Source organism: Cytobacillus sp. FSL H8-0458 (assembly GCF_038002165.1).
Taxonomy (GTDB): Bacteria; Bacillota; Bacilli; order Bacillales; family Cytobacillaceae; genus Cytobacillus.
The window spans coordinates 3,202,735-3,228,132 of the sequence record NZ_JBBOBR010000001.1 but is presented as its reverse complement, the minus strand read 5'-3'; the positions used below and the strand labels follow the sequence as shown (position 1 = coordinate 3,228,132).

At 41.1% G+C, this 25,398-nt stretch carries 22 protein-coding genes; 14 read left to right on the top strand and 8 right to left on the bottom strand.

Features of this window, described 5'->3' with window-relative positions; all coding sequences use genetic code 11:
- Positions 1-20: 20 nt before the first annotated feature.
- From NYE23_RS15835 to NYE23_RS15820, 4 genes are all read left to right on the top strand, one after another.
- Positions 21-404, top strand: coding sequence for an OsmC family protein (locus tag NYE23_RS15835; RefSeq protein WP_048010420.1), 384 nt, complete (start codon positions 21-23; stop codon positions 402-404).
- Between the two features lie 298 nt (positions 405-702).
- Positions 703-1,845, top strand: a complete 1,143-nt coding sequence (locus NYE23_RS15830; RefSeq protein ID WP_341079166.1) for an acyl-CoA dehydrogenase family protein — start codon at positions 703-705, stop codon at positions 1,843-1,845.
- Between the two features lie 177 nt (positions 1,846-2,022).
- Positions 2,023-3,084, top strand: a complete 1,062-nt coding sequence (gene cax / locus NYE23_RS15825; protein WP_341079164.1) for a calcium/proton exchanger — start codon at positions 2,023-2,025, stop codon at positions 3,082-3,084.
- A gap of 409 nt (positions 3,085-3,493) precedes the next feature.
- Positions 3,494-4,315 (top strand): YfkD famly protein, encoded by an 822-nt coding sequence (locus NYE23_RS15820; RefSeq protein ID WP_341079162.1) that lies wholly within the window; start codon positions 3,494-3,496, stop codon positions 4,313-4,315.
- A gap of 256 nt (positions 4,316-4,571) precedes the next feature.
- Here NYE23_RS15820 and yfkAB read toward each other — a convergent pair whose 3' ends face one another.
- Positions 4,572-5,687 (bottom strand): radical SAM/CxCxxxxC motif protein YfkAB, encoded by a 1,116-nt coding sequence (gene yfkAB / locus NYE23_RS15815; RefSeq protein ID WP_341079161.1) that lies wholly within the window; start codon positions 5,685-5,687, stop codon positions 4,572-4,574.
- A 169-nt stretch (positions 5,688-5,856) separates the two neighbouring features.
- Here yfkAB and NYE23_RS15810 point away from each other — a divergent pair, with 169 nt between their 5' ends.
- Positions 5,857-6,486 carry a hypothetical protein gene (locus tag NYE23_RS15810; protein ID WP_341079159.1) on the top strand — a complete coding sequence of 210 codons (630 nt, stop codon included), beginning with the start codon at positions 5,857-5,859 and terminating at the stop codon, positions 6,484-6,486.
- A gap of 135 nt (positions 6,487-6,621) precedes the next feature.
- Positions 6,622-8,328 (top strand): gamma-glutamyltransferase, encoded by a 1,707-nt coding sequence (gene ggt / locus NYE23_RS15805; RefSeq protein ID WP_341079157.1) that lies wholly within the window; start codon positions 6,622-6,624, stop codon positions 8,326-8,328.
- A 13-nt stretch (positions 8,329-8,341) separates the two neighbouring features.
- On the opposite strand, the gene NYE23_RS15800 is transcribed toward ggt, so the two are convergent.
- The gene (locus NYE23_RS15800) at positions 8,342-8,860 is read right to left on the bottom strand and encodes a DUF421 domain-containing protein (protein ID WP_341079155.1); all 519 of its coding nucleotides are present in this window, start codon (positions 8,858-8,860) and stop codon (positions 8,342-8,344) included.
- Positions 8,861-9,037: 177 nt separating this feature from the next.
- Between NYE23_RS15800 and NYE23_RS15795 the strand changes: the two genes are divergently transcribed.
- The 5 genes from NYE23_RS15795 (at position 9,038) to rlmD (ending at position 14,364) form a co-directional block, all read left to right on the top strand.
- Positions 9,038-9,220 (top strand): SE1561 family protein, encoded by a 183-nt coding sequence (locus NYE23_RS15795; RefSeq protein ID WP_035326476.1) that lies wholly within the window; start codon positions 9,038-9,040, stop codon positions 9,218-9,220.
- Between the two features lie 178 nt (positions 9,221-9,398).
- Positions 9,399-10,952 carry a fumarate hydratase gene (locus NYE23_RS15790; RefSeq protein ID WP_341079153.1) on the top strand — a complete coding sequence of 518 codons (1,554 nt, stop codon included), beginning with the start codon at positions 9,399-9,401 and terminating at the stop codon, positions 10,950-10,952.
- Between the two features lie 118 nt (positions 10,953-11,070).
- Positions 11,071-11,862, top strand: a complete 792-nt coding sequence (pdaA, locus tag NYE23_RS15785) for a delta-lactam-biosynthetic de-N-acetylase (RefSeq protein ID WP_341079152.1) — start codon at positions 11,071-11,073, stop codon at positions 11,860-11,862.
- Between the two features lie 212 nt (positions 11,863-12,074).
- On the top strand, positions 12,075-12,956 hold the full coding sequence (locus NYE23_RS15780) for a DNA-3-methyladenine glycosylase family protein (protein ID WP_341079151.1): 882 nt from the start codon (positions 12,075-12,077) through the stop codon (positions 12,954-12,956).
- Positions 12,957-12,975: 19 nt separating this feature from the next.
- The gene (gene rlmD / locus NYE23_RS15775; protein ID WP_341079149.1) at positions 12,976-14,364 is read left to right on the top strand and encodes a 23S rRNA (uracil(1939)-C(5))-methyltransferase RlmD; all 1,389 of its coding nucleotides are present in this window, start codon (positions 12,976-12,978) and stop codon (positions 14,362-14,364) included.
- A 20-nt stretch (positions 14,365-14,384) separates the two neighbouring features.
- Here the strand turns inward: rlmD and NYE23_RS15770 are convergent, their stop codons facing one another.
- From NYE23_RS15770 to NYE23_RS15750, 5 genes are all read right to left on the bottom strand, one after another.
- Positions 14,385-15,872, bottom strand: a complete 1,488-nt coding sequence (locus NYE23_RS15770) for a recombinase family protein (protein ID WP_341079148.1) — start codon at positions 15,870-15,872, stop codon at positions 14,385-14,387.
- Complete coding sequence (locus NYE23_RS15765; protein ID WP_341079147.1) at positions 15,869-16,030, bottom strand: hypothetical protein; 162 nt, start codon at positions 16,028-16,030, stop codon at positions 15,869-15,871. The genes NYE23_RS15770 and NYE23_RS15765 overlap by 4 nt, the downstream gene beginning before the upstream one ends.
- Positions 16,031-16,183: 153 nt before the next feature.
- Positions 16,184-17,725, bottom strand: coding sequence for a recombinase family protein (locus NYE23_RS15760; protein WP_341079145.1), 1,542 nt, complete (start codon positions 17,723-17,725; stop codon positions 16,184-16,186).
- Complete coding sequence (locus tag NYE23_RS15755) at positions 17,722-19,137, bottom strand: recombinase family protein (protein ID WP_341079143.1); 1,416 nt, start codon at positions 19,135-19,137, stop codon at positions 17,722-17,724. The genes NYE23_RS15760 and NYE23_RS15755 overlap by 4 nt, the downstream gene beginning before the upstream one ends.
- Positions 19,138-19,356: 219 nt before the next feature.
- Complete coding sequence (locus NYE23_RS15750) at positions 19,357-19,497, bottom strand: hypothetical protein (RefSeq protein WP_341079142.1); 141 nt, start codon at positions 19,495-19,497, stop codon at positions 19,357-19,359.
- A 656-nt stretch (positions 19,498-20,153) separates the two neighbouring features.
- On the opposite strand from NYE23_RS15750, the gene NYE23_RS15745 reads away from it, so the two are divergent.
- The 3 genes from NYE23_RS15745 (at position 20,154) to NYE23_RS15735 (ending at position 23,594) form a co-directional block, all read left to right on the top strand.
- Positions 20,154-21,392 (top strand): IS110 family transposase, encoded by a 1,239-nt coding sequence (locus NYE23_RS15745; protein ID WP_341076294.1) that lies wholly within the window; start codon positions 20,154-20,156, stop codon positions 21,390-21,392.
- A gap of 272 nt (positions 21,393-21,664) precedes the next feature.
- Positions 21,665-22,276, top strand: a complete 612-nt coding sequence (locus tag NYE23_RS15740) for an SLATT domain-containing protein (protein ID WP_341079140.1) — start codon at positions 21,665-21,667, stop codon at positions 22,274-22,276.
- A complete protein-coding gene (locus tag NYE23_RS15735; RefSeq protein WP_341079138.1) occupies positions 22,266-23,594 on the top strand; it encodes a nucleotide-binding domain-containing protein in 1,329 nt (442 codons plus the stop codon). The genes NYE23_RS15740 and NYE23_RS15735 overlap by 11 nt, the downstream gene beginning before the upstream one ends.
- A gap of 627 nt (positions 23,595-24,221) precedes the next feature.
- Here the strand turns inward: NYE23_RS15735 and NYE23_RS15730 are convergent.
- Positions 24,222-24,785: a hypothetical protein gene (locus NYE23_RS15730; RefSeq protein ID WP_341079137.1), complete on the bottom strand. Its 564-nt coding sequence runs from the start codon at positions 24,783-24,785 to the stop codon at positions 24,222-24,224.
- Positions 24,786-25,398: the final 613 nt, after the last annotated feature.

Genomic DNA, 25,398 nt, shown 5'->3' with positions numbered 1-25,398 from the left:
GATAAAAAGGGGCGAATACCATGGAATTTAAAATGAAGGAAGAAGCAGGCTTTTATGCCGATTTGCCATTCGGGCGTCTGGAGGTGGCCGGGGATGAAGAGTATGGCTTCAGGCCGTACCAGCTGCTTGTCGCTTCGCTGGCTGTTTGCAGCGGCGGTGTTCTGAGAAAAATCATGAAAAAAATGCGCATGGAATTCGAGGATATCCAAATAAAAACCAGTGTAGAAAGAAATCCTGAAATCGCTGACCGTGTGGAAAAGGTGCAAATCCACTTCATTATTAAAGGAACGGATTTGAATGAGGCGAAACTCCACAAGGCATTGGAATTGACCAGAAAGAATTGTTCAATGGTGCGCTCAGTGGAAGGAAGCATTGAAATAGAAGAGACATTTGAACTTATTTAACACGCAGACAGGGAAGAGGATGCCTCTTTCCTGTTTTCTTAAAAAGATAAGAAAGTATATAATTTTTGAACGTCGATAACTGTCTAGCTCCAGCGCCTACCCCCTCGAGGTCACACGCCAATCCTCCCATAAAGGCAAAAAACGCCTTTCCGAGAGACTCGTCTTGTGCTTGTCGGGGGTGTGCAAGGCGCTTGCGCTTTTCTTATACAAGCGTACTTTTGTGAAAGGCGGGAGAATAATAGTATAATAATTCCTATACAAATAATAAGAATTTGAAGTGGAAAAGAGGTGCCCCGACTTGAAATTCCAAGACTTAAAAACCGCCGAAGAAAGAATCAGGCTCATGCAAGAACTCTCACACAATTTTTTATCAAGGGCCGCCAAAAATGATGAAGAAGGCCTTTTTCCGTTTGAGAATATGAAAGAACTAAAAGAATCCGGCTACACCTCCTTGACCGTCCCTAAACAATACGGGGGTAAAGAAATCTCCCTTTCTGAATTTCTGCACCTCCAGGAAAAGATAGCGGAAGGTGATGGATCCACCGCCCTGTCCATTGGCTGGCATATGGGGATTATCAAAAGCCTTGGCGAGAAAAACAACTGGGAAGAGGCAGTATTTAAGAAGCTGTGTGAAGACGTAAAAAAGGGTGCCCTAATGAATAACTGTGCAACAGAACCGCAGACGGGCAGCCCTACAAGGGGAGGCAAGCCTGTTACCTCTGCACGAAAAGAGGGGGATTCCTGGATCATTAATGGCCGGAAAAGCTTCACAACCATGGCCCCCGTGCTGGATTACTTCAATGTGAGCGCCACGATTGAAGAGAGTGGAGAGATTGGGAACTTTTTAATTCCGGGAAATTCTGCAGGCCTGGAGATTGAGGAAACATGGGACAGCATTGCTATGAGAGGAACAGGAAGCCATGACCTTCTTTTAAAAGATGTAAGGGTGAAGGAAGAGGCCCTTGTTGAGCTGTTTCAGCCCGGCAAAAAAGGCGCTGCCGGCTGGCTTCTCCACATTCCGGCCTGTTATTTGGGCATTGCACAGGCTGCTCAGAATTATGCGATTACCTTTGCGAAAGACTACTCCCCGAATAGCATAAAGGGTGCCATCATTGATTTGCCCAATGTTCAGCAAAAAATTGGCGAGATGGAATTTGAACTCATGAGAGCACGCCATTTCCTTTATTCAGTTGCAAATAAATGGGATGAAGCAAACGATGATACGAGAAACAGGATGCAGCCTGAATTGGGAGCAGTCAAGCTGGCTGTAACGAACGCGGCAATTACAGTAGTCGATTTGGCCATGCGGGTGGCAGGTGCCCGCAGTTTATCAGCAAAAAATCCGCTGCAGCGCTATTACAGGGATGTGCGTGCCGGCCTGCATAACCCGCCGATGGATGATATGACAATTCAGGCATTAGCAAAAAATGCGATAAAGTAACTCAGAAGGCTGCTGTTTTAAACGGCAGCTTTTTGTATGCCATTCGCGGCAAGTTTGAGTACTTCCAAAAATGGCTAAAGAGAAAGTACGTTTTACATAAAGTCTCTGCATATAATCACATAGGCAGGAATGTGCAGGCAATACTAAAAATATTATAAAACGTAAGGAGTTAAAGTTATGACAAATAAAGTGTTCATGGTATTGGCGTTTGCAGGTGTTCCGCTGTCTGTCATCGGAACATTGATGCACTGGTCCAATATATTGCTGTTTGGTATATACTGCATCACGATTATCGCATTGGCCAGCTATATGGGAAGGGCGACAGAAAGCCTGGCCGTAGTAGCGGGTCCCCGAATTGGCGGATTACTGAATGCTACTTTTGGAAATGCGGTTGAACTGATTATATCTATTTTTGCTTTAAAGGCCGGCCTGATCAGTGTTGTGCTTGCATCACTTACAGGATCCGTATTGGGGAATTTACTTTTAGTGGCAGGACTATCATTTTTCGTTGGGGGAGTAAAATTCAAGACCCAGTCCTTTAATGTCTTTGATGCACGCCACAATTCAGGACTTCTGATGTTTGCGGTGATTGTGGCTTTTGTAATCCCTGAGGTTTTTTCCATGACCATGGATGAAGCTGAAACGATTACGTTCAGCATCGGCATTTCTGTCATTTTAATCGCTCTGTATTTAGCAGCTTTGTTCTTCAAATTGGTCACCCACCGGGGCGTCTATCAATCAAAAGAGGAGAGCAAAAGCTCTCATGAGGAGGAAACCCCGGAATGGAGCAAAGGGAAGGCCATTGCGGTGCTTGCCATTTCGACTATTGCCGTTGCCTATGTATCAGAGAATCTGGTGCACACCTTCGAAACAGTCGGGGAAGCGTTTGGCTGGACAGAGCTGTTTATTGGGGTAGTGATAGTAGCCATCGTCGGAAATGCGGCAGAGCATGCTTCTGCCATCATTATGGCTTATAAAAATAAAATGGACATTGCTGTTGAAATTGCCGTTGGTTCCACACTTCAGGTTGCGATGTTCGTAGCGCCAGTCCTTGTACTGCTTTCGCTGCTTTTCCCAACAGCCATGCCGCTTGTTTTTACATTACCTGAGCTGATTGCCATGGTGACGGCCGTCCTGCTGATGATTGTCATTGGCAATGACGGGGAAACCAACTGGTTTGAAGGAGCCACTCTCCTGGCAGCTTACGTAATCATGGGAATCGGATTTTATCTTTTATAACAAACAGAAAACCGGCTCTGAAAAATCTCAGGGCCGGTTATTTATATGGGTATTTAAGTACTTTTTTTAAAGGATTATGTTTTTTCAGAGAATGGTTCTGTTCGCTTTCTGTCATTGATCACCAACCTTCATGCTGATTTTTGATCATTAACCTGACTTGCAGATGACTTAACAAAAAAACGATTCTCCTCCTTTTACATAATAGTGGGGTTGATTTCCACTGCCCTCCTTTAATTTAGTAATCTCATTATAAACCTTTATTTGATATTTGTAAATATTCTGATTTTTACAATTTTGTTACAAAATAATCGAAACAAAGCTTATTTTGCATGGGAGGGATAATATCCCCTTTCTCCGAAAAAACTAATATCAACCTAAAAAGATTGTGACTTGAAAGGAGAAAGACACCATGAAAAAATACGTAAGCATTCTTTTTTTAGGTCTTATACTATTGCTGTCATTCCATCCGGCCGCAGAAGCGCAGAAAGGGTCTGAGAAGCCGGCAAAACAGCCGCCGAAAGCAATCACTATCCCTAATTCGGTGCTGAATGTAACGAAGGAAAATACGTATCCGAACCCTGCGCAGGATATGCCGACGCTGCAGCCGAGCGAATTAACCCAGCAGCTCATTGATTCATCGAAGGTTACGATCGAAAATCCGGATCTCATCCGGATGCTGAATGAAACCTCTGTCAGCAGCACTCCGTTCGCGCTTGGCTATAGAGCGATCGTCTATCTCGGTCAGTGGCCGTTAAATTATGAGTCTGCCGAAACCTCCCCAAATTGGGAATATCAGCGGATAAACACGAATTATTTCGATAACCGGGGCGGCAAGGCGCCTTACCAGATTCATTATGTGCAGGAAGCCCAGAAGGTTGTCCGCGGGGGACTTACTGCCAAGGTTCCCAATGCCGAGGATGTTAAAAAGATGATGCTCCTCAAGGCCATGGAGAAATCAGGTTTGCCTCTTGCTTTTGAAACAATTATAGGCGCAGGCACCAAAAAGGATCATATCTATAATATTCCGCCTAAAAGATTAGGCTATCTATACGGCTATGCTCCTGCCATCAATGAAAAGGGGAAAGTCACGTATGGAGAAGTGTATTTGATGCTGAAAGGCAGCAAAAAAATGATCGTCATTAAAAATGTCACTTCACAGGGAATAGGTGCCTGGATTCCGATTCAGGATCATGTGACATTCGGGTTTGTTGTTTCAGAAAGGCCAAGATAATAAGAAAAGCGGAAGCGCCTTCGGAACAAGCCAAAATCGCTTGTTCCTGCGAAGATCATCCAAGGAAGCTTTCCTTGGTGCCCACCCTCGACACCTCGAGGAGGTAGTGCGCTCCTCCTAAAAGCTAACGCTTTTAGCCGTGCGATGATGATGCTGTCGAAGCGTTCCTTGTGGAGCTAGGCAGTTATCGACGTTCAAAATTGATGTTTTTTTGTAATTAGTAAAGCCAGCCCACGATTCGGGCTGGCTGATTTTTTTAGATATTCGAGCGTCGCGTCTTAAAATTTGTTTCTTTATAATAGCTGTTCTTCACAAGAACGTTAGGGCCAAGGCATTTAATACCGGCACAATGACAGTTCAGGGAATCGGCGAGTTCCGTTCTGCTCCATTTCTGATAAATATCCTCAAGCTGATCTTTCTGGATATTCCCAAGCGGCGGGGTATCACCAAAGTCAGTAACAATGACATCACCCGTGAAAATATTAACATTAAGACGTGATCTTCCGTCTGGATCATTACGGACCGTCACATTTTTGGATAAGTGCAGTCTTCTTAGAAGCTCCAGGTCTTCCTTCTCGCTGCTGCAGGCATAAAAGGGCAGGGTGCCAAACAGCATCCAGGTATCCTCATTCCGGACATCGAGAAGATGGTGGATGGCTGATCTCATTTCTTCAAGAGTTAACGTTTCTAATGAGGAGGCGAAGTCTGAGGGATACATAGGATGCACCTCATGGCGCTGACAGTTCATTTCTTCCGTAATCTGTTTATGGATTTTCTCAAGATAAGGCAATGTCCGTTTATTAAGCATGGTTTCAGCGGAAACCATTACCCCCGCTTTTACGAGCTCCCTGCTGTTTTCAATCATCCTGTAAAAAAGGCGCTGGCGCTGTTCTATTGTCGGCTTTCGTTCCATCATTGCAAAGCCGCCTTCAATAAAGTCCTCCTCCGTTCCCCAGTTATGAGAAATATGAAGGACATCCAAAAAAGGAATAATACTTTCATAACGGGCTAACTCAAGCGTCAGATTTGAATTGATCTGTGTTCTGACCCCTCTGTCGTGTGCGTAGCGCAGCAGCGGCGCAACATAATTTTCAACTGATTTTTTGGAAAGCATCGGCTCCCCGCCTGTTATGCTCAGTGATCTTAAAAGGGGGATTTTATCCAGCCTTTTCAGAAGCAGATCAATTGGCAGTGCGTCAGGATCTTTCGGCTGAAGGGTATAGCCGACAGCACAGTGTTCGCAGCGCATATTGCATAAGACGGTTGTGGTAAATTCAATATTTGAAAGCACCATTTTTCCGTGCTGATCAATGTCGGAATATGCTTCCCATGGATCATATTCCGGTGTGATGGGTGAAAGTTGTGTTTTCATATGTAGCTCCTTAAAAATCTAAGTCCTTTGTCATTATTTAATCTTTGGGATCTATTGTCAATCGATAGTTAGTACTAAAAATGACATAATTACGTTTAATTTCTCCTCCTGCGGGAATTAACTCAATATCAAACGAGAAACACTTTTTAACTAAAGAGGAGGAATGAACATGGAACAGAATAACACTTATAATACGACAAACACAACAACTGCTTTGAGGTCAGATTACGGTCAGAATATGGACATGAATTATGACAATGGACAAAACAGCAAGCTGATGAAAGGGATTGTGATTGGCGGTATTATTGGCGGAGCCTTAGCTATGCTTGATACCTCAACAAGAACGAAAGTGAAAACGAAAGCGATGGATCTTAAGGATTCTTCAGCCAATCTCATTTCAGAAGTAAGGGAAAATCCCGGTGATGTAAAAGAAAACATGATTAACCAATTCAAGAGTGCTTCCAATACCCTGAAAGATGCCATTAAAGACGCCCAGAGTTTATATCAGCGTGTAAATGAAGATGTTTTCGGCAATATGGACATGGTAAAGGAAGTGTCAACCGACGCAATGTCAACAGCGAAGGAAGCGAAAAGCGAGCTGGCTGATATTGGTTCAAAAGTGAAAGAGGCAGGCTCGGAATTAATGGAAAGCCCTGTAGAAAACAGTGGAACTTCCACAGGCTCAAACTATCAAGGTACAGGCTCAGTGAGCAGCACAAATACTGCTTTTCCGGCAGAGCGCGGTGAAAGTGCAGTTACCTACAGTCCTGAGACTCAAAAAAACAGCAACAACCTGTAATAAATTTTAAAAATCCTCTGCTCTTAGGAGTGGAGGTTTTTTATTGGTGTTTTTTCCTAATGATGGCTGTTTTATATTTTCGATGAGGGGGTAACCCTTAATTATAGGTACAGGACAATTTTTGGAGGTTACATTATGGGTTATAGACGAGGGAAATCATTATCAAACGATATGGAAAAACAATCACACGAAAGAGAAACGGCTGTTGGTACTGCGGGGATGGTCGTGAGTCCTCATTCAGTTGCCACAGATATTGGTGAAAAAATATTGCGGGAGGGCGGCAATGCAGTGGATGCTGCAGCAGCCATCCAATTTGCTCTCAATGTCGTAGAACCAATGATGACAGGCATTGGCGGAAGCGGATTTTTAATGGTATACGACAATAAAAAGAAAGATGTAAAAATATATGATGGCCACACACGGGCGCCAAAAGGCGTGCATCCGGAGTTGTTCCTCGATGACAGCGGGGAAGTGATCGATTTTCGCAAACGCTCTACACATGGGTCTGCGGTGGGCATTCCGGGTATCCTAAAAGCTTTTGATACAGCTCTTGAGGAACATGGTTCCAGGCCGTTAGCCGATCTGATCCAGCCTGCAATTGAAGCTGCTGAGAGCGGTGTGGAAGTGAACTGGGTAATGGCGGAAGCCCTTCAGAACTTTCATTACAGGCTTGGTGAGGAGGCTAAAGCCTTTTATTTCCCTGAAGGCAAATCCCTAAAAGAAGGTGACAGGTTAGTCAAGGATCATTTAGCCAAGACATTCCGGATTCTGCAAAAAGAAGGTGTAGCCTCTTTTTACGAAGGAGAAATTGCTGAAGCCATTGTAGAAACTCTTAAAGAAGAAGGCGGCTTTATGACGCTTGAGGACCTGAAGAATTACCGTCTTACGATTGATGAACCGGTATGGGGCGAATATAAAGGCTATAAGATTGCATCGTCCGCTCCTCCGAGTGCAGGCGGTGTAACCGTCATTCAAATACTGAAGATCCTGGAGAAGTTTGACTTAAACCAATATGATCCAAAGTCCTGGGAGAAGTACTATCTGATTACAGAAGCCATGCGGTTGGCGTTTGCTGACAAGGTTGCCTATTCAGGTGATCCGGAATTTTCAGATCTCCCGATTGAAGGGCTGCTGCATGATGATTATATTGCTGAAAGGGTCAAAGCCATTAATTTTAAAAGAAGAAATGATGCCATTGATTTTGGGAACCCATGGAAATACCAGGAGGGCGAACCACAGCAGATTATCCGCCAGCCGGATGATTTAGAGAAAAGTGAAACGACCCATTTCACAGTTGTCGACCAATGGGGCAATATTGCTGCATGTACATCAACCGTTGAGCACCCATTTGGGTCAGGTATTATGGTAAAGGGATACGGATTTTTATTAAACAATGAGCTGACAGACTTTGATGCCAACCCTGGCGGCATCAATGAACCAAAACCGGACAAACGGCCGGTCAGCTGTAAAAGCCCGACGATTCTGTTTAAAGATGATCAGCCTGTCCTGACACTCGGTTCTCCAGGCGGACCAACCATTATAGGCTCGGTTTTTCAGACGATCGTGAATGTTATTGATCATAACATGAATTTAAAGGAAGCCATTGAAGAACCCCGGATCTTTGCCACAACAGGCCCGCTTATTGAATGGGAGCCGGGCATCAGCATGGAATCCAAGGGAGAAATGGAGTCCATGGGGTATGAATTTGGAGATAAGCCAAGCAGGATCGGAAATGTACAGGCCATCCAAATCGACCGGGAGAAAGGCCGTTTATATGGAGCGGCTGACTCCAGCCGTGAAGGGAAGGCAGCCGGAATTACTGAGGAGCAAATAAAGAGCTGATGCCGTTTTGGCATCAGCTTTCCTTTTGGCCAATATCTGAAAGGGTGCTCATCGTGCTGTTTGAACTGCTCCTTTGAATGACTGACATACTGCCGTCAGTTTCAAACACAACGGCTTCAATTTCATCCATTGAGGAATGACCGCCAGAGCGCACTGCCTGCAGCACTTCTGATCGTAAAACCCTATTCTCTTTTAAAGCCGATTCAACGAAATGGCCTTTATAATAGAGAAGTTCTGGACTGGCTTTTATGAACTTATTGAATGTGGCTGAATGAAGAGATAGCCAGGCTACGATATACTGCAGGCTGATCAATAGTACATAAGCAGTCAATCCCTCGGCAAGTGATACCTGTTTATTAAGAAAAATAGTGGCAAGGGTAGATCCGATGGCAACTGTCACCACTAAATCAAATGCATTCATTTTGGTTAAGGTTCTTTTTCCTGCTATCCTTAGGAATATGACCAGGAATATATAACTCATTGCCCCAATCGAGAGAACTCTCCATATGTCCTGCCAGCTGGAAAAAAGCATGGTTAGCCTCCCTTCTATATAGTTTCTATTCCTTTAAAAGGAAGACAGTAAACGGATGATTTTTAATCAGTTTTCATGTTGCAGGGTGGCATTGACGGGTATATTAAGTAAAAATACTTATTTGCTGAAACAGCAGATTTCATGTAGGATGTAATCGAGACGAAAGGAGAGAACGTTTTGGGCAGTCCGATTCAAGATAAAAATTCACAGGTTACTTTTCTCAAACAGCGCTTAAATATGTTCCTGGACGTACTGGAAGCTATTGAGCCGGAAGACACTGAAATCGAAGACATCGACCGTCTGATTGAAATGATCGATGACCTCGAATCCAAATGCCGTGAATTTAATAACCGCGATTAACAATAGGAGCCTGAGGGCTCTTTTTTGTTTGCCGAAGCTTCCTTTTTCACCCTGTAAACGATTGCAACCTTTGTCTTTAAATACAATCAAGATAGGAGTATAATGATAGACGATTAATAATTATAATTTTCATAAAAGATATAGCGATATAGGGAGCAAAGGGAAGGGGACTAAAGCAATGAATATCGACAAATTTCAGGAAAGCATGTATCAGCTGATTGTTGAGACATCCACAAATCTTCCGCGTGACGTGCGCCGTGCGATTAAATCAGCGAAAGAAAGAGAAAATGCCGGCACTAGAGCGGCAATGAGCCTGGATACGATTACCAATAATATTAAAATGGCTGATGATAATGTGTCGCCAATCTGCCAGGATACCGGCTTGCCGACATTCAAAATCAAGACGCCTGTCGGTGCGAACCAGATGGTCATGAAAGAAGCAATTAAAAACGCAATTGTCCAGGCAACCAAGGACGGAAAGCTTCGCCCGAACTCTGTTGATTCTTTGACAGGAGCCAACAGCGGGGACAATCTTGGCTTTGGCACTCCCGTTATTAAATTCGAGCAATGGGAAAAAGACTATATTGACGCACGCCTGATTCTAAAAGGCGGCGGCTGTGAAAATAAAAATATCCAATACAGCCTTCCATGTGAACTTGACGGCCTTGGCCGCGCTGGACGCGACCTGGATGGAATCCGCAAGTGCATCATGCACTCTGTTTACCAGGCCCAGGGACAGGGCTGCAGCGCCGGTTTCATCGGTGTAGGAATTGGGGGAGACCGCTCTTCAGGCTATGACCTGGCGAAAGAGCAGCTGTTCCGTTCTGTAGATGATGTGAACCCGAATGAAGATCTTCGCAAGCTTGAAGATTATGTGATGGAAAATGCCAATGAGCTTGGCATCGGAACAATGGGCTTCGGCGGGGAAACAACGCTTCTAGGCTGTAAAGTCGGTGTGATGAACCGCATTCCGGCCAGCTTCTTCGTATCTGTTGCTTATAATTGCTGGGCGTTCCGCCGACTTGGCGTGGCAGTCAGCATGGAAACTGGCGATATTAATGAATGGATGTACCAGGAAGGCGAGCACATCGACTTTGGTGCAACTGAAGCTGAACTGGAGACAGCGGCAGCAGCAGAAACAGCAGAGCAAACAAACATCGTGACACTGCAGGCGCCGATTACGGAAGAACAGATTCGCGGTCTTAAGGTCGGTGATGTCGTTCAAATCAACGGCATGATGTACACGGGACGCGACGCCATCCACCACCATTTGATAGATCATGATGCTCCTGTTGACCTTAATGGACAGGTTATTTATCACTGCGGTCCGGTTATGATGAAGGATGAAGACGGCCAGTGGCATGTCAAAGCAGCCGGTCCGACTACAAGTATACGTGAGGAGCCTTATCAGGGCGATATCATGAAGAAGTTTGGCATCCGTGCTGTTATTGGAAAAGGCGGAATGGGGCCGAAAACATTGGCAGCACTTCAGGAGCATGGCGGCGTTTACTTAAATGCAATCGGAGGAGCTGCACAATATTATGCAGACTGCATCAAGTCTGTTGAAGGTGTGGATCTGATGGAATTCGGTATTCCTGAAGCTATGTGGCACCTTAAGGTTGAAGGCTTTACTGCAGTTGTGACAATGGATTCCCACGGCAACAGCCTTCATCGTGATGTAGATAAATCTTCACTTGAGAAATTGGCTCAATTTAAAGAGCGTGTATTTTAATATTGGAACGAGAGAGACTGCATGCGGTCTCTCTTTTTTTGTGCATTTTTGCCAGCCGGCCCTGTGAATGTTTTTTTTTCATTCACAAACACTAAGAAAAAATATTGGAGGAGCTCAGATGAAAAAATTAAGTATCTTCCTGAGTGTATTTATTCTGTTTTTTTCCGGAACAGCTTATGCAAACTACGGCAACTCGCCGGTTCATTGGGGATTTAAAAAGGCAAAAAATGAGGTGTCCGCCGAAGCAGGCAAGCCGCTCGACTCCCTCCTTGCAAGGCATGGCTCTTATTATAAAGGCGATACAAGCAAAAAGGAGATCTATTTAACCTTTGATAATGGTTATGAAAACGGCTATACCGGACAGGTCCTGGACGTTTTAAAAAAGGAAAATGTCCCTGCTGCTTTTTTTGTAACTGGGCATTATTTAAAAAGCGCACCCGATCTCGTCAAGAGGATGGCGGCTGAAGGGCATATCATAGGCAATCACTCCTGGCATCACCCTGATATGACAAGAGTGAGCGATGAGAAATTCATCAAGGAGCTCGAAATGGTCCGTGCTGAAACCGAAAAGCTGACAGGTGTTAAGCATATGGCTTATCTGCGGCCGCCGCGCGGGATATTCAGTGAGCGTACATTGGCTCTTGCTAAAAAGGAAGGCTACACGCATGTATTCTGGTCACTTGCTTTTGTCGACTGGCACACTGATCGACAGAAAGGCTGGCAGTATTCTTATGACAATATTATGCGCCAGATCCACCCGGGCTGTATTCTTCTTCTGCACACAGTCTCAAAGGACAATGCCGATGCTCTTGAAAAAGCCATTCAGGATCTGAAAAAACGCGGGTACACGTTTAAGAGCCTTGACGACTTGACATGGGAGCAGGCGATTGGGGAGCGGATGCTGTACTGATTAGGTTTGGCCGGTAAAACCTTTAATTCGGCCGGTAAATAATGTACTTTGGCCGGTATCTTCCTTAAAATGGCCGGTAAATCTCCAATTTCGGCCGGTAAAACAGCTGAATTTCAATATTTGCATGAAATAGACCCGTTCTTCAGGGTCTATTTTTACATAAGCGAACAATTTTAGAAAAATAACAGCAAAAAATGCTATAATCGGGGAAAATGATAAAGGACGGATTCTTCTTGGAAAAGATACAAGTAGAAGGACCTTATAATTTTGATCTTGTACTGGACAGGCTTTCGAACGATCCTCTTAATCAGGTTAATATAGAGGAAAGGTCTGTGAAAGTGCCCCTGATGCTTAAGCGTCAGCCGGTTGTGGCAGAAGTAAAGGCAATCGGAACGACGGAACAGCCGGAATTTTTAATTTCCGGAACGGATGGCCCCTTAAAAGAAAAAGCAGCTGAGCGCTTATCGGAAATTTTCCAATGGCATCTGCCGCTTGAGACTATTCACAGGCATTTTCAAAACACAGAATTACAGCCGATATTTGAAGCGCATTATGGAACACCTATTGTTCTCGACTTTGATCCATATGCCTGTATTCTGAAATGCATTATTCACCAGCAGCTGAATCTTACATTCGCACACACATTGACAGAACGGTTTGTGAGAACTTTTGGCTTTGAACAAGACGGTGTGTGGTTCTATCCGCTGCCTGAAAAAGTGGCAGAACTTAAGGTGGAGGACCTGAGGGAACTGCAGTTCAGCGGACGGAAGGCGGAATATGTCATTGGCATTGCAAAAGAAACAGCCGCGGGAAATATAAACTTTGATGAGCTTAAAAACCTTTCAGATGAAGAAATTTATGATAAACTGATCAAATTGCGCGGTGTCGGTCCCTGGACTGTCCAGAATTTCTTAATGTTCGGGCTTGGCCGGCCAAATCTTTTTCCGGCTGCAGACATTGGCATCCAGAATGCCTTGAAAAAATTATATAAATTAGAAGCGAAACCGACTCTGGAGGAAATGGAGACATTTTCAAAGAGCTGGAATCCTTATTTGAGCTATGCTTCGCTTTATTTGTGGAGAAGCATCGAGTAATTTGGAGTGATGAAGGATCATGAAACAAGAACAAACAGCTAAATTAAAACTAAAACAGACGTTCCCGCTGACAATCAAAAGGCTTGGCATCAATGGCGAAGGTGTCGGTTATTTTAAAAGGCAGGTCGTATTTGTCCCTGGGGCACTGCCTGGCGAGGAAATTGTAGCAGAAGCAACAAAGGTAAATCCAAAGTTTTCTGAGGCCAAGATCAAGAAAATCCGCAAAAAATCGGAGTTCCGCGTCCAGCCCCCATGCCCGGTCTATCATGAGTGCGGCGGCTGCCAGCTGCAGCATCTCCGCTATGATCAGCAGCTGAAGGAGAAGCGGGATATCATTATTCAAGCTTTAGAACGGCACACAAAGCTTAATCCTGAGATGCTGGATATTAAAGAAACCATTGGAATGGAAGATCCATGGAGCTACAGAAATAAAAGCCAGTTCCAGGTTGGCCAAAAAGACGGGAAGGTGCTGGCCGGTTTATATGGCATGAATTCACACCGTCTGATTAATATAGAGCACTGTGCGGTCCAGCATCCGCAGACAACAAAGGCGACAGAAGCAGTGAAGCGGATTCTCCAGGACCTGCGAATCCCCATTTATAATGAGAGAAACCGCAAAGGCATCGTAAGAACCATCGTTGCCAGGGTGGGAATACAGACAGGCGAGCTGCAGATCGTATTAATTACAGCTCAAAAAGAGCTTCCTAAAAAAGAGATTATTATCGAAAAAATAAAAAGTGAGCTCCCTGAAGTAAAGTCCATCATTCAAAATGTGAACGGTGAAAAAACCTCCATTATTTTTGGACAGGAAACCACGAATCTGGATGGAAGCGACTTTATCCAGGAAACACTTGGAGACCTTCAGTTTGAACTATCGGCCCGGACTTTCTTCCAGCTGAACCCTGAACAGACGGTCAAGCTCTATAATGAAGTCAAAAGAGCAGCGGCTTTAACAGGCAAGGAAAAAGTAGCTGACGCATACTGCGGTGTCGGAACGATTGGGCTATGGGTAGCTGATCAGGCTGCCGAAATCCGCGGCATGGATATCATCAGGGAATCCATTAAAGACGCAAAGAAAAATGCGGCCCGCCATGGAATCAAGCATGCCCAATACGTGGTCGGCAAAGCAGAAGAATGGCTTCCGAAATGGACAAGAGAAGGCTGGAAGCCGGATGTCATCATTGTCGATCCGCCAAGAACAGGACTGGACCAGCAGCTGTTAAAGACTATTTTGAAGGTCCAGCCGAAGAAAGTGGTTTATGTCTCGTGTAATCCATCAACATTGGCTAAGGATATTTCAGTTCTGAGCTCTAAATATAAGGTAAATGGTATTCAGCCTGTGGATATGTTTCCGCAGACTGCGCATGTTGAGTGTGTCTCGCAACTCATTTTAAAAGAAGGCAACTAACCCTTAAGGGAGTTGCCTTCTCATGTTTCCTGCAATGGATTTTCAAAGCTGTATTTGATGTGAATTGTTCCATCTGATTGGCAGGTCACTTTTTCAACTAATGAGTTCAGTATTTGAGGCGTTAAATCCTTAAGGTTAAGCAAGTCACTAAGCTTTTCTTTAAGGGTAGTAATATGATCCTTATTTTCGCACTCAATTAAGTCCTCATTTAGTTGAGCCTGTTTAATCAGGAGTGATTCTACTTTGGCATCAAGTGTTTGCTTTAATTCCATTAAATCTTCCTTGTTTAAGATGCCTTCGGTATACAAATTCACGTGATCAAGCTTTTGTTTCCGGCACATCTCAATCTCTTTTAAGATGGAATTTAATTCTTTTTGAACGGATTGTTTTTTGGAATTTAGTTTGCCGACCATCGTTTCCATGAAGGCGCCGTTGCTTATTGTTTTGAACAATTCCTTCAGGTCTTCCAATATCACATTCTTAAGTTCCTTCTCCCGAACGGCGACTTTACTTTGGCAGAAATGGGTTCCATGTTTAATGTTACCTCCACACCTATAGCCTTTTTGGTTTGCTTTATACCACATACCTTTATTGCATTCTTCGCAATAAAGGACGTTGGTAAAGAGGTGTTTCTGAGGAGCGGTACCAATTCTGGTCCTATTTGACATCATTACCTGAACGGTTTCGAAAAGCTCCCTGGCTATTATTGCTTCATGTGCGCTTTCCTTAATGATATATTCCTGCTCACTTGTTTGACGCCGTTTAGAAGAGATTACTGATATTGTTTCAGACCTTCTTTGGACAAGGTCACCAACATAGTGCCGGTTACTTAAGATACCTTTAATTGTAGAAGAATGCCATAGATCCGAAGCATTTGCTTTATTTGCTACCTGAGCGGGAGTAGGAATTTGTTCTGCTGTAAAATTTTTCGCGATAGTGTCCATACCAGTTCCGCTTAAATAATCCTGAAATATACGGCGGACGATATTGGGGGTATCATCGCTTTTTATTTTCAGCACACCGTTTTCCAAGCCATATCCGTAGGGAGGATGTGAACCTACAAAATTTCCCCTTAAAGCTTTAACCCGCTTGGCCTGTTTGTTTCTCCGTCTGCTATTGGCTGATTCGTTTTCATACAACCAGGCATATAACCCAAAGTTGTTGGTATTGCCTTCAATAGTATTAATGGAATTGTCCATACAAACAATATGAATTCCATGGTCGTTACACATATCCCGTAACTCGTATGATAGCTTACCATTACGCGCAAGTCGGGACAGCTCTTTGGCTAAAATCACATCATACAATCCGTTTTTTCCATCTTGAATCAGAGCTTTTAATCCGGGCCGATTTTCCTTAGTGCCTGATTTTTTATCTGTATAGACTTTGATAATCTCCCAATTTTCTTGCTTGGAAGTGTAGTCCCGGAAAATATCGATCTGATTTTCAATTGAGGTCCTTTGGGAATCCAATTCTGTTGAAACACGAGCATATACTGCACATCTCATGCACAATCACCACCTAGAGTAATTTTTTCATGAGATGCTGGTGAGTTTACAGGATTAGTATTCACCATTTTTTCTATTTCTAATGTTAAAAGTTGCTGCAGGAGGACCCTTACATTAACTGCATTTTCAGGCCCTGCATATGACCTAATTACCTTCATTGTTTCTCTCTCCTAGTATTTTTTCTAAGTTGGTTATTTTTCGGTTTTTCGTCCATACTATGGATATCGGTTTCTGTTATTCATCCAAATTGGTATACCAATTTGGATGGACTACCGAACATTCCTTAAAGGATAGCCCTGTAGACAGGGCGCTTAAGAAATGTCGGTATTTTGTATCCCGGTGGGTGAAATAGGTTTCGGTAGTTTGTCCATTTGAGTTCCTCTGAGTTTCTGGAGTTTATCCATTGGAAGTAATTGTTCAAAGAAGTTTTCGCAAAAGATAAGCTTTGGAGGCTTTTCCGGCGTTATTAAAACTTCATTCACAAAGTAGAGAATGATTAGCCTTTTCTCTGTAATGGCCAGTGAATCATCTAATATTTGATTGAAGCGATGAAAAAAGACATCCGAATCTTGCGTTCCTTTCAATTCATCGACAGTTTTTGAGTAGGAAACAAGGTCATCAATGGTGGCTTGGTATCTTTGTTCCAAAGAGACAGCTATTTCTTCTAGTTCCATATCACCTTGTTCTTTTGCAATACAACCCTTTGATTGAGCTTTGTCAATAGAGTTTTTTAATTTGGCTATATTTTTTTTAATGGCTTGTTGGAATTTTGTAAGGTATTCTTCTGATGTTGTTTTTATTGTTGGCGCAGTTATAAAAGATTGGACATGTTTGAAAGTCTGGGGTAAAAGTTTTTCATGTAATTCATCGATTGCTAGTTTGTAGTCACAGTTCCGGCATACATAATATTGGTATAGATATGAAATGCCGTTCCTTTTGGTCGAACCGTTTTGGTTGTCCAATTTATCACCACAGTCAGCGCAGGTTAGTTTATTTAAAAAGAGGAAAGGGGTTTCCAGGCGTCCGAAACTTTTTTGAAGCTGATTATTAATATCACTAATCTGTTTGAGGAAGCTATCAATTAAGGGTTCATGGAAATCCAGGAATTCATATTTTCTTTCATTTTTTGATTTTTGAATATCCCATATTAGCGTTCCGGTATAAACAGGGTTCTTTAAAATGTTTTCAATGCTGCTTGATCTCCATTCTTTATTGGATGGTGAAGGTACTTCAGCTTCGTTCAGAATGGTTGCTATTTTTCCCATTGATACACCCCAGCTATGAAGGTAATAGATAAAAGTGACAATCTCGGCATCCTCATTAGGAATAAGCATTTTATTAACTTGCTTATATCCAAAGGGAACCTTGGAGCCTGGCCGTGTCTTTTCCTCTGCTTCTAAATGGGCAATCAAATTCCCGACTGCGCGGTTTGATTTAATTTCTGATTCTTGTCGGTAAAGTAAAAGAGCGATTTTGTTTTGTTCATTATCTGGATTGAAGGGATTTTCGGAATTGGTTGTATATAATAAAATGTCCGGAATAACTTCCTTTAATGGTCTATAAAAGTCTAGTACAAACGTGTAAGCTGTCCGGTCCATTCGGGATTCTTCATAAAAGATCACGGTAGGAATCTTTGTTTCCATCATCAATTCCTTGAGCCGCATCAGTTCTTTTCGTTGATTAGCTCGTTTGTTATATGCACTCGTAACATCCTCTATAATGATAAAATCCTCTGGGACACTCAGTCCTTTCCTCCGGGCGTACTCCAGGATGTGGGCTTTCTGTATTTCAACACTATTGTTTTCCTGCTGTTTATAAGATGAACGACGGATATAACCGAATGCGAAAGTCATGCTGTCTCTTCTCCTTCGTAAATAATTTCCTTCTCCATTTCCTGCAGATAATCAAAAAAGAAAACATCTACCTGAATGTTATCCACATAAATCCATACTCCATTTATAAGCATGTCATAAAGCATTAGGGGATTTATATTAGCCTGGTTAATTAGTGCCCCTTCAATCACCTTAATGACAGATTTATTTTGCTGGAGAGCGTTTTGATTTTCTTTGATTTGTTCCAGGCAGTTTTGATACTCCTGTTTTAAAAGTTGTTTTCGTTTATATCTAGGGTCATCCTTCCAAGTAGAAGAATAATCATCAGATTCAAGGACTAATTCCTCTATGATTCCATTGAGGCTTTGGTCGATCCTATTCAATTCTGCTTCCAGGAGCTTTTTAATTGCCCTGTAAAAATGGATAGAGTGAGTAATTAGGTTGCCTTTATCAAAGTTTTGAATAATTTGATCCAATACGTGCCTGATTATTTGAGTAAGCTCTGAAAACGACACAGTGATTTTGGAATGTTGTTTTCTGGAACAAGAATAATAGGCACTGTTGGTCTCTTCTTCAATTTTGTAATTAAGAGGCTTCCGGCAATAGGCGCAATATGGTGAGTAAACATTTTGGCCCTTTAGCGATTTTTTTCGTTCAAGAAAAGCTTTAAAAAAGTCACCTTTACTTCTTTGGATTTGTAAAAATTCTTCAATAGAAATATAAGGGGTGACATGATGCAGCTTATTTGTCCCCTTTTCCAGGTCATATCCCGCGTAAAATGGATCTGTAGCCATTGAGATTAATTGTTCGTCTGTTTTCTTGAATTTTTTTCGATACTCCTTTACCACCTTATATAAGTCATCAAGGGAACTAATTTCCCGAAGAGCAGTAAAGTATTGTTGTACGCTTTCCTGCTTAGCAGTATCGTGCAAGAAACGCTTTGTCTCTTTTTGTTTTTGATAACCGAATTTTTTAGCAGGATATCTCAATCTTGCCTCTCGGCTTCTGCGAGCAATGTTTTTGCCCTCGATGTCACTAAACATGCTCAGTAATCCTTCTACGAATACGTCATCACTTGCTGGCATGTTCCCGTTTCCCACTGATGTGTAAATCACTTGGACATTATATTTGGCGCGCAAGTCATTAAACTCCATGCCTTCGTAAAAATCCCGAAATAGGCGGCTCCGGTCAAAGGCATAAATACTGTGAACTTTATTCTCCTTTATCAATGAAGTAAGCCTTTGCATCTCTGGCCTTTCACTGATTGATTTTTTGTTTGCCGAAGTGGCAATCTCATCAATAATCAAAATTCCATTGTGTGGCAGTTTCTCCCGGAAAGGAAGGTCAGCAGCTTCCTGTGTTATGATATCTTGTCCTGCTGTACTTACTCGCCGGAAGAAAACGTGCTTTTTCTGGCTGTTAATAACATTCATCTAATCTACGTCCTTTCTTTCTTTGGATAATTCATAAAGTAATTTTGCCTGCAATCTGTGTGGGATATTAAGCTCACCAATTAGGAGGCGCGCTATCAAGTGTTGGATCCACACGTTTGAAACCGGATTTGATTCGGGGATAGAGCTAATTTGTACTCGTCGTCTCATAAAATCACCTCCACCCGTTATCTTTCTCAGGCAGAGGCAGAAATTATTCCGCTATTCTTTCAAAGGCTTTTCCTCGAAAAGGTCAAAAGAGAGCTGAACATTCCCTTCTTGGCCGCCTTTTTTAATTAAAACCGTTATTATTCCACGGTTCCGGCCAGGGAAAGAGTCAATGGATACTTGATGTATCTTCATTTCTAGGCCTCCTTTGACTCTGGTACTCTTTAAAGCCCTCAAATAAAAAAGGTGAGAGAGTTCCTTTCTCCAAAGGTTTTCTTAATTTGTTTATTAAAGAGGAGGGATTGGTGCTCATGAAAGCATCCCCCTGTTTCGCAAGCGCTGGATTGCAGCCTGTGTATTATTTCGAATCTTATTTTCTTATATGTTTTTTTGAGTTGGTTTCATGGTGTATATTCCTCCACATATCTTTTAATTTCGGTAGTTCATCTACCGGCAAAAGGAACATAACCATTTCTGAGAAAAAGTCAAGCGGAGTTTTTTAAGTCTTAAAAAAAGAAAGCCTCGCCGGAATATATAATCCGACGAGGTTCTGAGTAATAAAAAATATTGTAGTATTGTTTATCTATCTTCAACTAAAGCACCCGTTCGTAATATAAGGTTAGCCAGATATTTCTGGTTGACCTTTTAATTTTGGGTCTTATTATATAACGGTAGTCGGGGTAGAACGTCGCACCCGTGGGTTAAATCCCGTCAACTAAACTGTTCACCCCCTACTTGTATAAACATGTTTCAGGCTGGTTGGGACAAAGATCCCGTTTAACAAGCGAACCTATGACATTACAAGAAGCCTTAGGGGATACCGACAAATTGAGTTTTAGGAGGAGAAAAGCATGAATCCAGTCATTGGCCTGGATGTATCAAAAGGAGAGAGTCAGGTTCAAGCATTTTTAGACAAAGGCAAACCGTATCGGAAGAGCTTTAGTATCAAGCACAATACCGATGGTTTAGGTAGTTTATTAGAGTTCCTTCATGAAGTAGAAAGTTCAGCTGGTAGTCATCAGCCAACGGTGGTTTTAGAATCAACAGGACATTACCATTTTCCTGTAATTCAATTTCTTGAGGAGCAAAGTTTTGTTTATATTGTTGTCAATCCTCTTATCTCCCATCGAGCCAAAAGTTCGAGTTTGCGGAAGGTAAAAACAGATGCAATTGATGCTTACCACCTTTGCGAGCTGTTTTATAAAGAAGAGTTAGAGCCTTATAAAAAAAGAGGAATTCAACTTTTAAATCTTCGTAATCTAACAAGACAACAAGAAAGTATTGCCGAAGTATCAGCACAGACGAAAATACAGCTGCATACCCTTTTGGATCAGGTATTTCCTGAATATAGAGGAGTTTTTGGAAGTTTATATTCCAAAGTCTCATTGCTTACATTATTAGCATTTCCTACTTCAGAAGTAGTGTTAAGTGTGAGTGAAAGAGAAATAACAGAGAAAATAGCTTCGCTATGTATGAGTCGTTCAGATGCATGGGCAAACGAAAAGGCTAAAAAATTAAGGGAAGCAGCCCTTCGTAATCCGTTTCAAAACAACCTCTACCAGAGTAATATTTTTAATCTAGAGTTATTAGTCAAGATCGTTCTTCAATACCAAGAGCATCTATCTAAAATTGCAGTTGAAATAGATGCCCTCGCTAAAGAAATTGAAGAATATCATATACTTCAGTCTATCCCTGGAATTGGAGAGAAAATCGCCGCCACGATTATTTCCGAAATTGGTGAGATAGATCGGTTCAATGATGCCAAAAAGCTCGTTGCATTCGCTGGAGTGGATCCTAGTGTTTTCTCTTCTGGTAAGTTTACCGCATCAGTAAATCGAATTACCAAACGAGGTTCTAGCAGGCTTCGTCATGCCTTGTATATGGCTGTTCAAAGTGGTATTCGTGATGCTCGTAAAAAGAAAACAACTGATGAAATCATCGCACGCAATAAAAAATTAAGGGAGTTTTACGATAAGAAACGGGAAGAAGGAAAACCCTTTAGAGTAGCAGTTATTGCATGTGTTAATAAGCTCTTACATTGGATTTTTGCCTTACTAAAAAGCAGAACTATTTTCCAAGATACAGATTAAAAACTATATCTAACTAAATACAACAAAACCTTCCAAATAAGACATAGAGGAAGGTTATTTGGCATGAACATTTTTAGTATATCATGACGTTATTAATCATTTTATTGAAAAATGTTGACAAACTATTAGCTGGTTTTATTTAAGTACATTTCTTCACAAACTTTATATGAAATTTGGAAAAATAATGTTTCGTTGGATCTATTTTTCCAGTAAACTTGTTATAATTAACAAGTATTGATATGTCTTACTGTTTATGAAGGGATTGAGAACTGTTGGCTGGATTAGGGAAAGATGAGCTATTAAAAGAATTAGCTACTAATGGCTACAATGTAGGGTTTGGAGCAAAGAAGAACTTTGCGACTTATGATATTATTTCAAAAGTTCCAGGTTTCATTTCATTAATAGGATTGTTAATTGGAGTAGGACAACTTGCTTATCCTGATGGCCCTTTTGATACTGGAATATCAACAGTCTTAATTATGGCAAGCATAGTTGGTATGACAATTACTCCTTTTAACAATGAAAAGGAAAAATATAATGAACAAGGCGTAAAAATAACTCAGCTCTTTAATGAGCTAAGACAGCTGTACTTCAAAGTTCAAAGCTCTTCAGCGACAGAATTTGAAAATGAAGAACGGGAAATGGCAGAGATTATGAATCAATATTATTCCATCAGTATGAGTAATCAAATCTTTGCAAGCGATTGGTACGCACACTATAAATTCTTTAGACAAATGCAGATCGACTGGATTGACGAGCAGAAGAATTTTAAGTTATTTAGAGATAAAATACCAACATCATTTATTGTGTTTGTCGTTGTAATTGTACTTGCTATCCCGACATGGGTATTCATTTTCAAGGGGGAGTTACCATTTGTTAGCTGAATCATTTGAGGAGTTTGTAAATTCGCTTCAATTAGATAATCAACATGATATTGATACAAAATTTAGAACCATCACCAAGCGTTTAAATATGAGCTATTATGATGGTAGTACCAGTGAGGAAGACCACGGTTATAAAGTGGGGTCGTTAGGGCGTAAAACTGCAATTAATGGTATCAGTGACATGGATATGTTGTTTGTACTTCCTAAATCAAAATTCAAACAATATGATGAGCATAAAAGTAACGGGCAATCAGCTTTGCTACAGGATGTAAAGGCTCAGATAAGAAAACGATATCCAAATGAAAGTATAATAGTTCGTGGAGATGGACAAGTTGTTGTCATAACCTTTTCCAATTATGAAGTAGAAGTATGTCCTGCATTTGAAAATAGTGACGGTAGTTACAAATATCCAGATTCAAACAACGGAGGTACTTGGAAGCGAACAGACCCCATGGTAGAGATTGGGGAAAGTGAATATATGATTGACCATACTAATGATCACTACAAATATATTTGTCAAATGATTCGCGCTTGGAAAAATAACATTGGATTTAAGATGGGGGGATTATTAATAGATACATTGGTTCATAAGTTTTTTAACAAATATCCAGATTATGTGACAGCAACGTTTGAGGATTATTTGGTTTTATTTAAAGATTTATTTTTGTATCTACAAGGTCAAAGTAAAGAACAAAAGTATTGGCAAGCAATAGGAAGTAAACAACATGTTTATGATAAAGGTAAAGCTTTTATAGACAAAGCAGAGCTGGCCTACAATAAAATAAAAGATCTAACAGAAGAAAGCGAAGAACTTTATGAGATATTACAGGAAATATTCGGTATTAATTTTCCTGTTCCTGAAGTTGTGCAAAAAGCTGAACTTAGTTCATTTGCTTTGCGTGGTGATAACGAGCAATTCATTGAAGAAATGTTTCAGGTTGATATTAAATATAGATTGAAAATTGAGTGTGATGTAAAGGCAAATGGGTTTCGTGAAGGTTCACTACGGAGGTTTATAAAGGAAAAAATCCCTTTGCTACATAAAAGGGAACTTAAATTTTATATAGATGTAAATGAGGTAGAAGATAAGGGAATAAATTATTCTATTTATTGGAAGGTTCGAAATCGTGGTCCAAAAGCTGTTGAAAAGAAAATGCAAAGAGGAGAAATAGTTAAAGGGACTTCTCAAAAAGTAGAGCCCACTTCCTTTAATGGCCCTCATTACGTAGAATGCTACATCATTAGTAACGGAATTTGTGTAGCAAAGGACCGTATTAATGTGCCGATCTTTCAAACCCCTTTTAAGATGAAAATCTAATTAAAGATAAAGAGCAACAAATAAATAACAAGTTAACACCATAATATACGGGTGACAAACCTGAGATCAATCAATGTATCGTGCCTTTAGGCAAATCGATGATGATTATTTCAAGGAAGTAAATGCGATCTTATTATTTATCAAGACCTCAATTTAATAAAACCAATACAATAAACATAGGCTGTTTCACATTAATGACTAATATGTAAACAGCCTTTTTATAATAAAAGGCTGTTCTATATATTTTGGATTTTTCTGGTCTCTAAAATTAACTAACATATGATTCCCCCTAACTTTTAACAATTATATTATTCAGAATGACATTCCACAATTATATCCCTTGCCGTTTTGTTAATAACTTTTGATTGTAATTATGGTGTTTTTTCCAAATGTCTTATTATTCATAAAAATGCATTTTCTCTAAACTATCCCTTTGGTAGCAAAAGAAAAAGGCAGTATTTTTAGCAGACAGATCTTTAAGGAAAGCCCCCGATAGTTTAAGTCCTTCAAATTCTTCTTATACCTTGTATAAATATGGTCAATATAAAAAAATGCCCTCTTAATAAAAAAAAGCGTCGCTTGCGGATATATGCTGACAAGATCGCTCTTATGATTTGATTTCTTTTGTTATTTAAAGTCAATCAAGTTAAGGTTATAGTCTTTGAATAGATTAGGATCTTTTTCTCGATAATACCTTTCAGCAGATCGACAAATGCACTCACATAATTTGTCGATATTTACTCTGACACTTTTTGTCTTTAATATTTTTGAGTTATTATTAGGTTGGTGTCCCCAAGATGAACCAATTTTGTCTGCGCCACCTACTGCTAATTCAAATTCGCACGAAAAATAAAAATCTGCATCTTCTTTGTCGCCCCAGTTTCCTATATCTGAATTTCCAGCATGCAAGAAAGAACAGCGTAAAAAGTAACACATTTTTCCAGTTAAATATGGATTTTTAGCTTTAGTGTAATCATTTGTCCAACCTGAGGTATCTGCAAAATGGTGGTTTACCCAATTATCAAACCATGTTGCATATTGCTTTCCCACGTTCCGATCTCCATTTTTCTTAATAAAATGTGGGTATTCTATTTGCCCACAAATATCCGGTAAAGTTAATGATAGTGCAAGTGCAGATAAATAACTTTTATTAGTAAGAGCAAGATTAATGTCCTTTATTTTATCTAACAATCATTTTCACCTCTAGAATAAGTAGTCTCATTGTTAATTTAAGTATAAGGCCTTCCCACTTTTTTTTGGAATGCTCGGTCGAACCTGTTTTATTTTTCCTTATTAAGTTAACCTGCCCCGTTAGTTTAATAAGGAATTCAACAATAAAGGACCAAAGTCCTTCAAGCACCCTGCAGTTGTTTTTCTGGGTTAAGGAACTACTTCACTGAGGCACCCGAGGTTTTCATATTCCTGATTTATGTAAAACGATGCCATGGTGGGTTGAGGTTGGTCTAAACTTGCTGTTGAGTAACATCAAATGGAGGCTGCAGTCTATATTTATATGCTTTAGGTTATGCGGGCTACTGACTACGAATTGTACCCTCCCCTGTAACACGAATCATTGTTAGACTCGTATACAGAGGAAGTGATACTAGCGTACATGCTTTAGTGTAAAGCAGGGAAACTTGATGACGCTGCTGTTTAGTACCGAATCTCTTCACCTTGCCACTAGCTTTTAAAAAGCGCATACAGTTTCGCCCGCATGCTTTATGGCAAGTACCACTGGCCGTAACCAATCGAAACTCCACCGAACCGTTACTGCAAGAAGCCGTTCCCACTCCTCTAAGACTCA

What these genes read in the sequence shown, in the direction of transcription:
- NYE23_RS15835 (WP_048010420.1), top strand. Translation starts at nt 21, where the DNA reads ATGGAATTTAAAATGAAGGAAGAAGCAGGCTTTTATGCCGATTTGCCA.
- cax (WP_341079164.1), top strand. Translation starts at nt 2,023, where the DNA reads ATGACAAATAAAGTGTTCATGGTATTGGCGTTTGCAGGTGTTCCGCTG.
- NYE23_RS15820 (WP_341079162.1), top strand. Translation starts at nt 3,494, where the DNA reads ATGAAAAAATACGTAAGCATTCTTTTTTTAGGTCTTATACTATTGCTG.
- yfkAB (WP_341079161.1), bottom strand. Translation starts at nt 5,687, where the DNA reads ATGAAAACACAACTTTCACCCATCACACCGGAATATGATCCATGGGAA.
- NYE23_RS15810 (WP_341079159.1), top strand. Translation starts at nt 5,857, where the DNA reads ATGGAACAGAATAACACTTATAATACGACAAACACAACAACTGCTTTG.
- ggt (WP_341079157.1), top strand. Translation starts at nt 6,622, where the DNA reads ATGGGTTATAGACGAGGGAAATCATTATCAAACGATATGGAAAAACAA.
- NYE23_RS15800 (WP_341079155.1), bottom strand. Translation starts at nt 8,860, where the DNA reads ATGCTTTTTTCCAGCTGGCAGGACATATGGAGAGTTCTCTCGATTGGG.
- NYE23_RS15790 (WP_341079153.1), top strand. Translation starts at nt 9,399, where the DNA reads ATGAATATCGACAAATTTCAGGAAAGCATGTATCAGCTGATTGTTGAG.
- pdaA (WP_341079152.1), top strand. Translation starts at nt 11,071, where the DNA reads ATGAAAAAATTAAGTATCTTCCTGAGTGTATTTATTCTGTTTTTTTCC.
- NYE23_RS15780 (WP_341079151.1), top strand. Translation starts at nt 12,075, where the DNA reads ATGATAAAGGACGGATTCTTCTTGGAAAAGATACAAGTAGAAGGACCT.
- rlmD (WP_341079149.1), top strand. Translation starts at nt 12,976, where the DNA reads ATGAAACAAGAACAAACAGCTAAATTAAAACTAAAACAGACGTTCCCG.
- NYE23_RS15770 (WP_341079148.1), bottom strand. Translation starts at nt 15,872, where the DNA reads ATGAGATGTGCAGTATATGCTCGTGTTTCAACAGAATTGGATTCCCAA.
- NYE23_RS15765 (WP_341079147.1), bottom strand. Translation starts at nt 16,030, where the DNA reads ATGAAGGTAATTAGGTCATATGCAGGGCCTGAAAATGCAGTTAATGTA.
- NYE23_RS15760 (WP_341079145.1), bottom strand. Translation starts at nt 17,725, where the DNA reads ATGACTTTCGCATTCGGTTATATCCGTCGTTCATCTTATAAACAGCAG.
- NYE23_RS15755 (WP_341079143.1), bottom strand. Translation starts at nt 19,137, where the DNA reads ATGAATGTTATTAACAGCCAGAAAAAGCACGTTTTCTTCCGGCGAGTA.
- NYE23_RS15750 (WP_341079142.1), bottom strand. Translation starts at nt 19,497, where the DNA reads ATGAAGATACATCAAGTATCCATTGACTCTTTCCCTGGCCGGAACCGT.
- NYE23_RS15745 (WP_341076294.1), top strand. Translation starts at nt 20,154, where the DNA reads ATGAATCCAGTCATTGGCCTGGATGTATCAAAAGGAGAGAGTCAGGTT.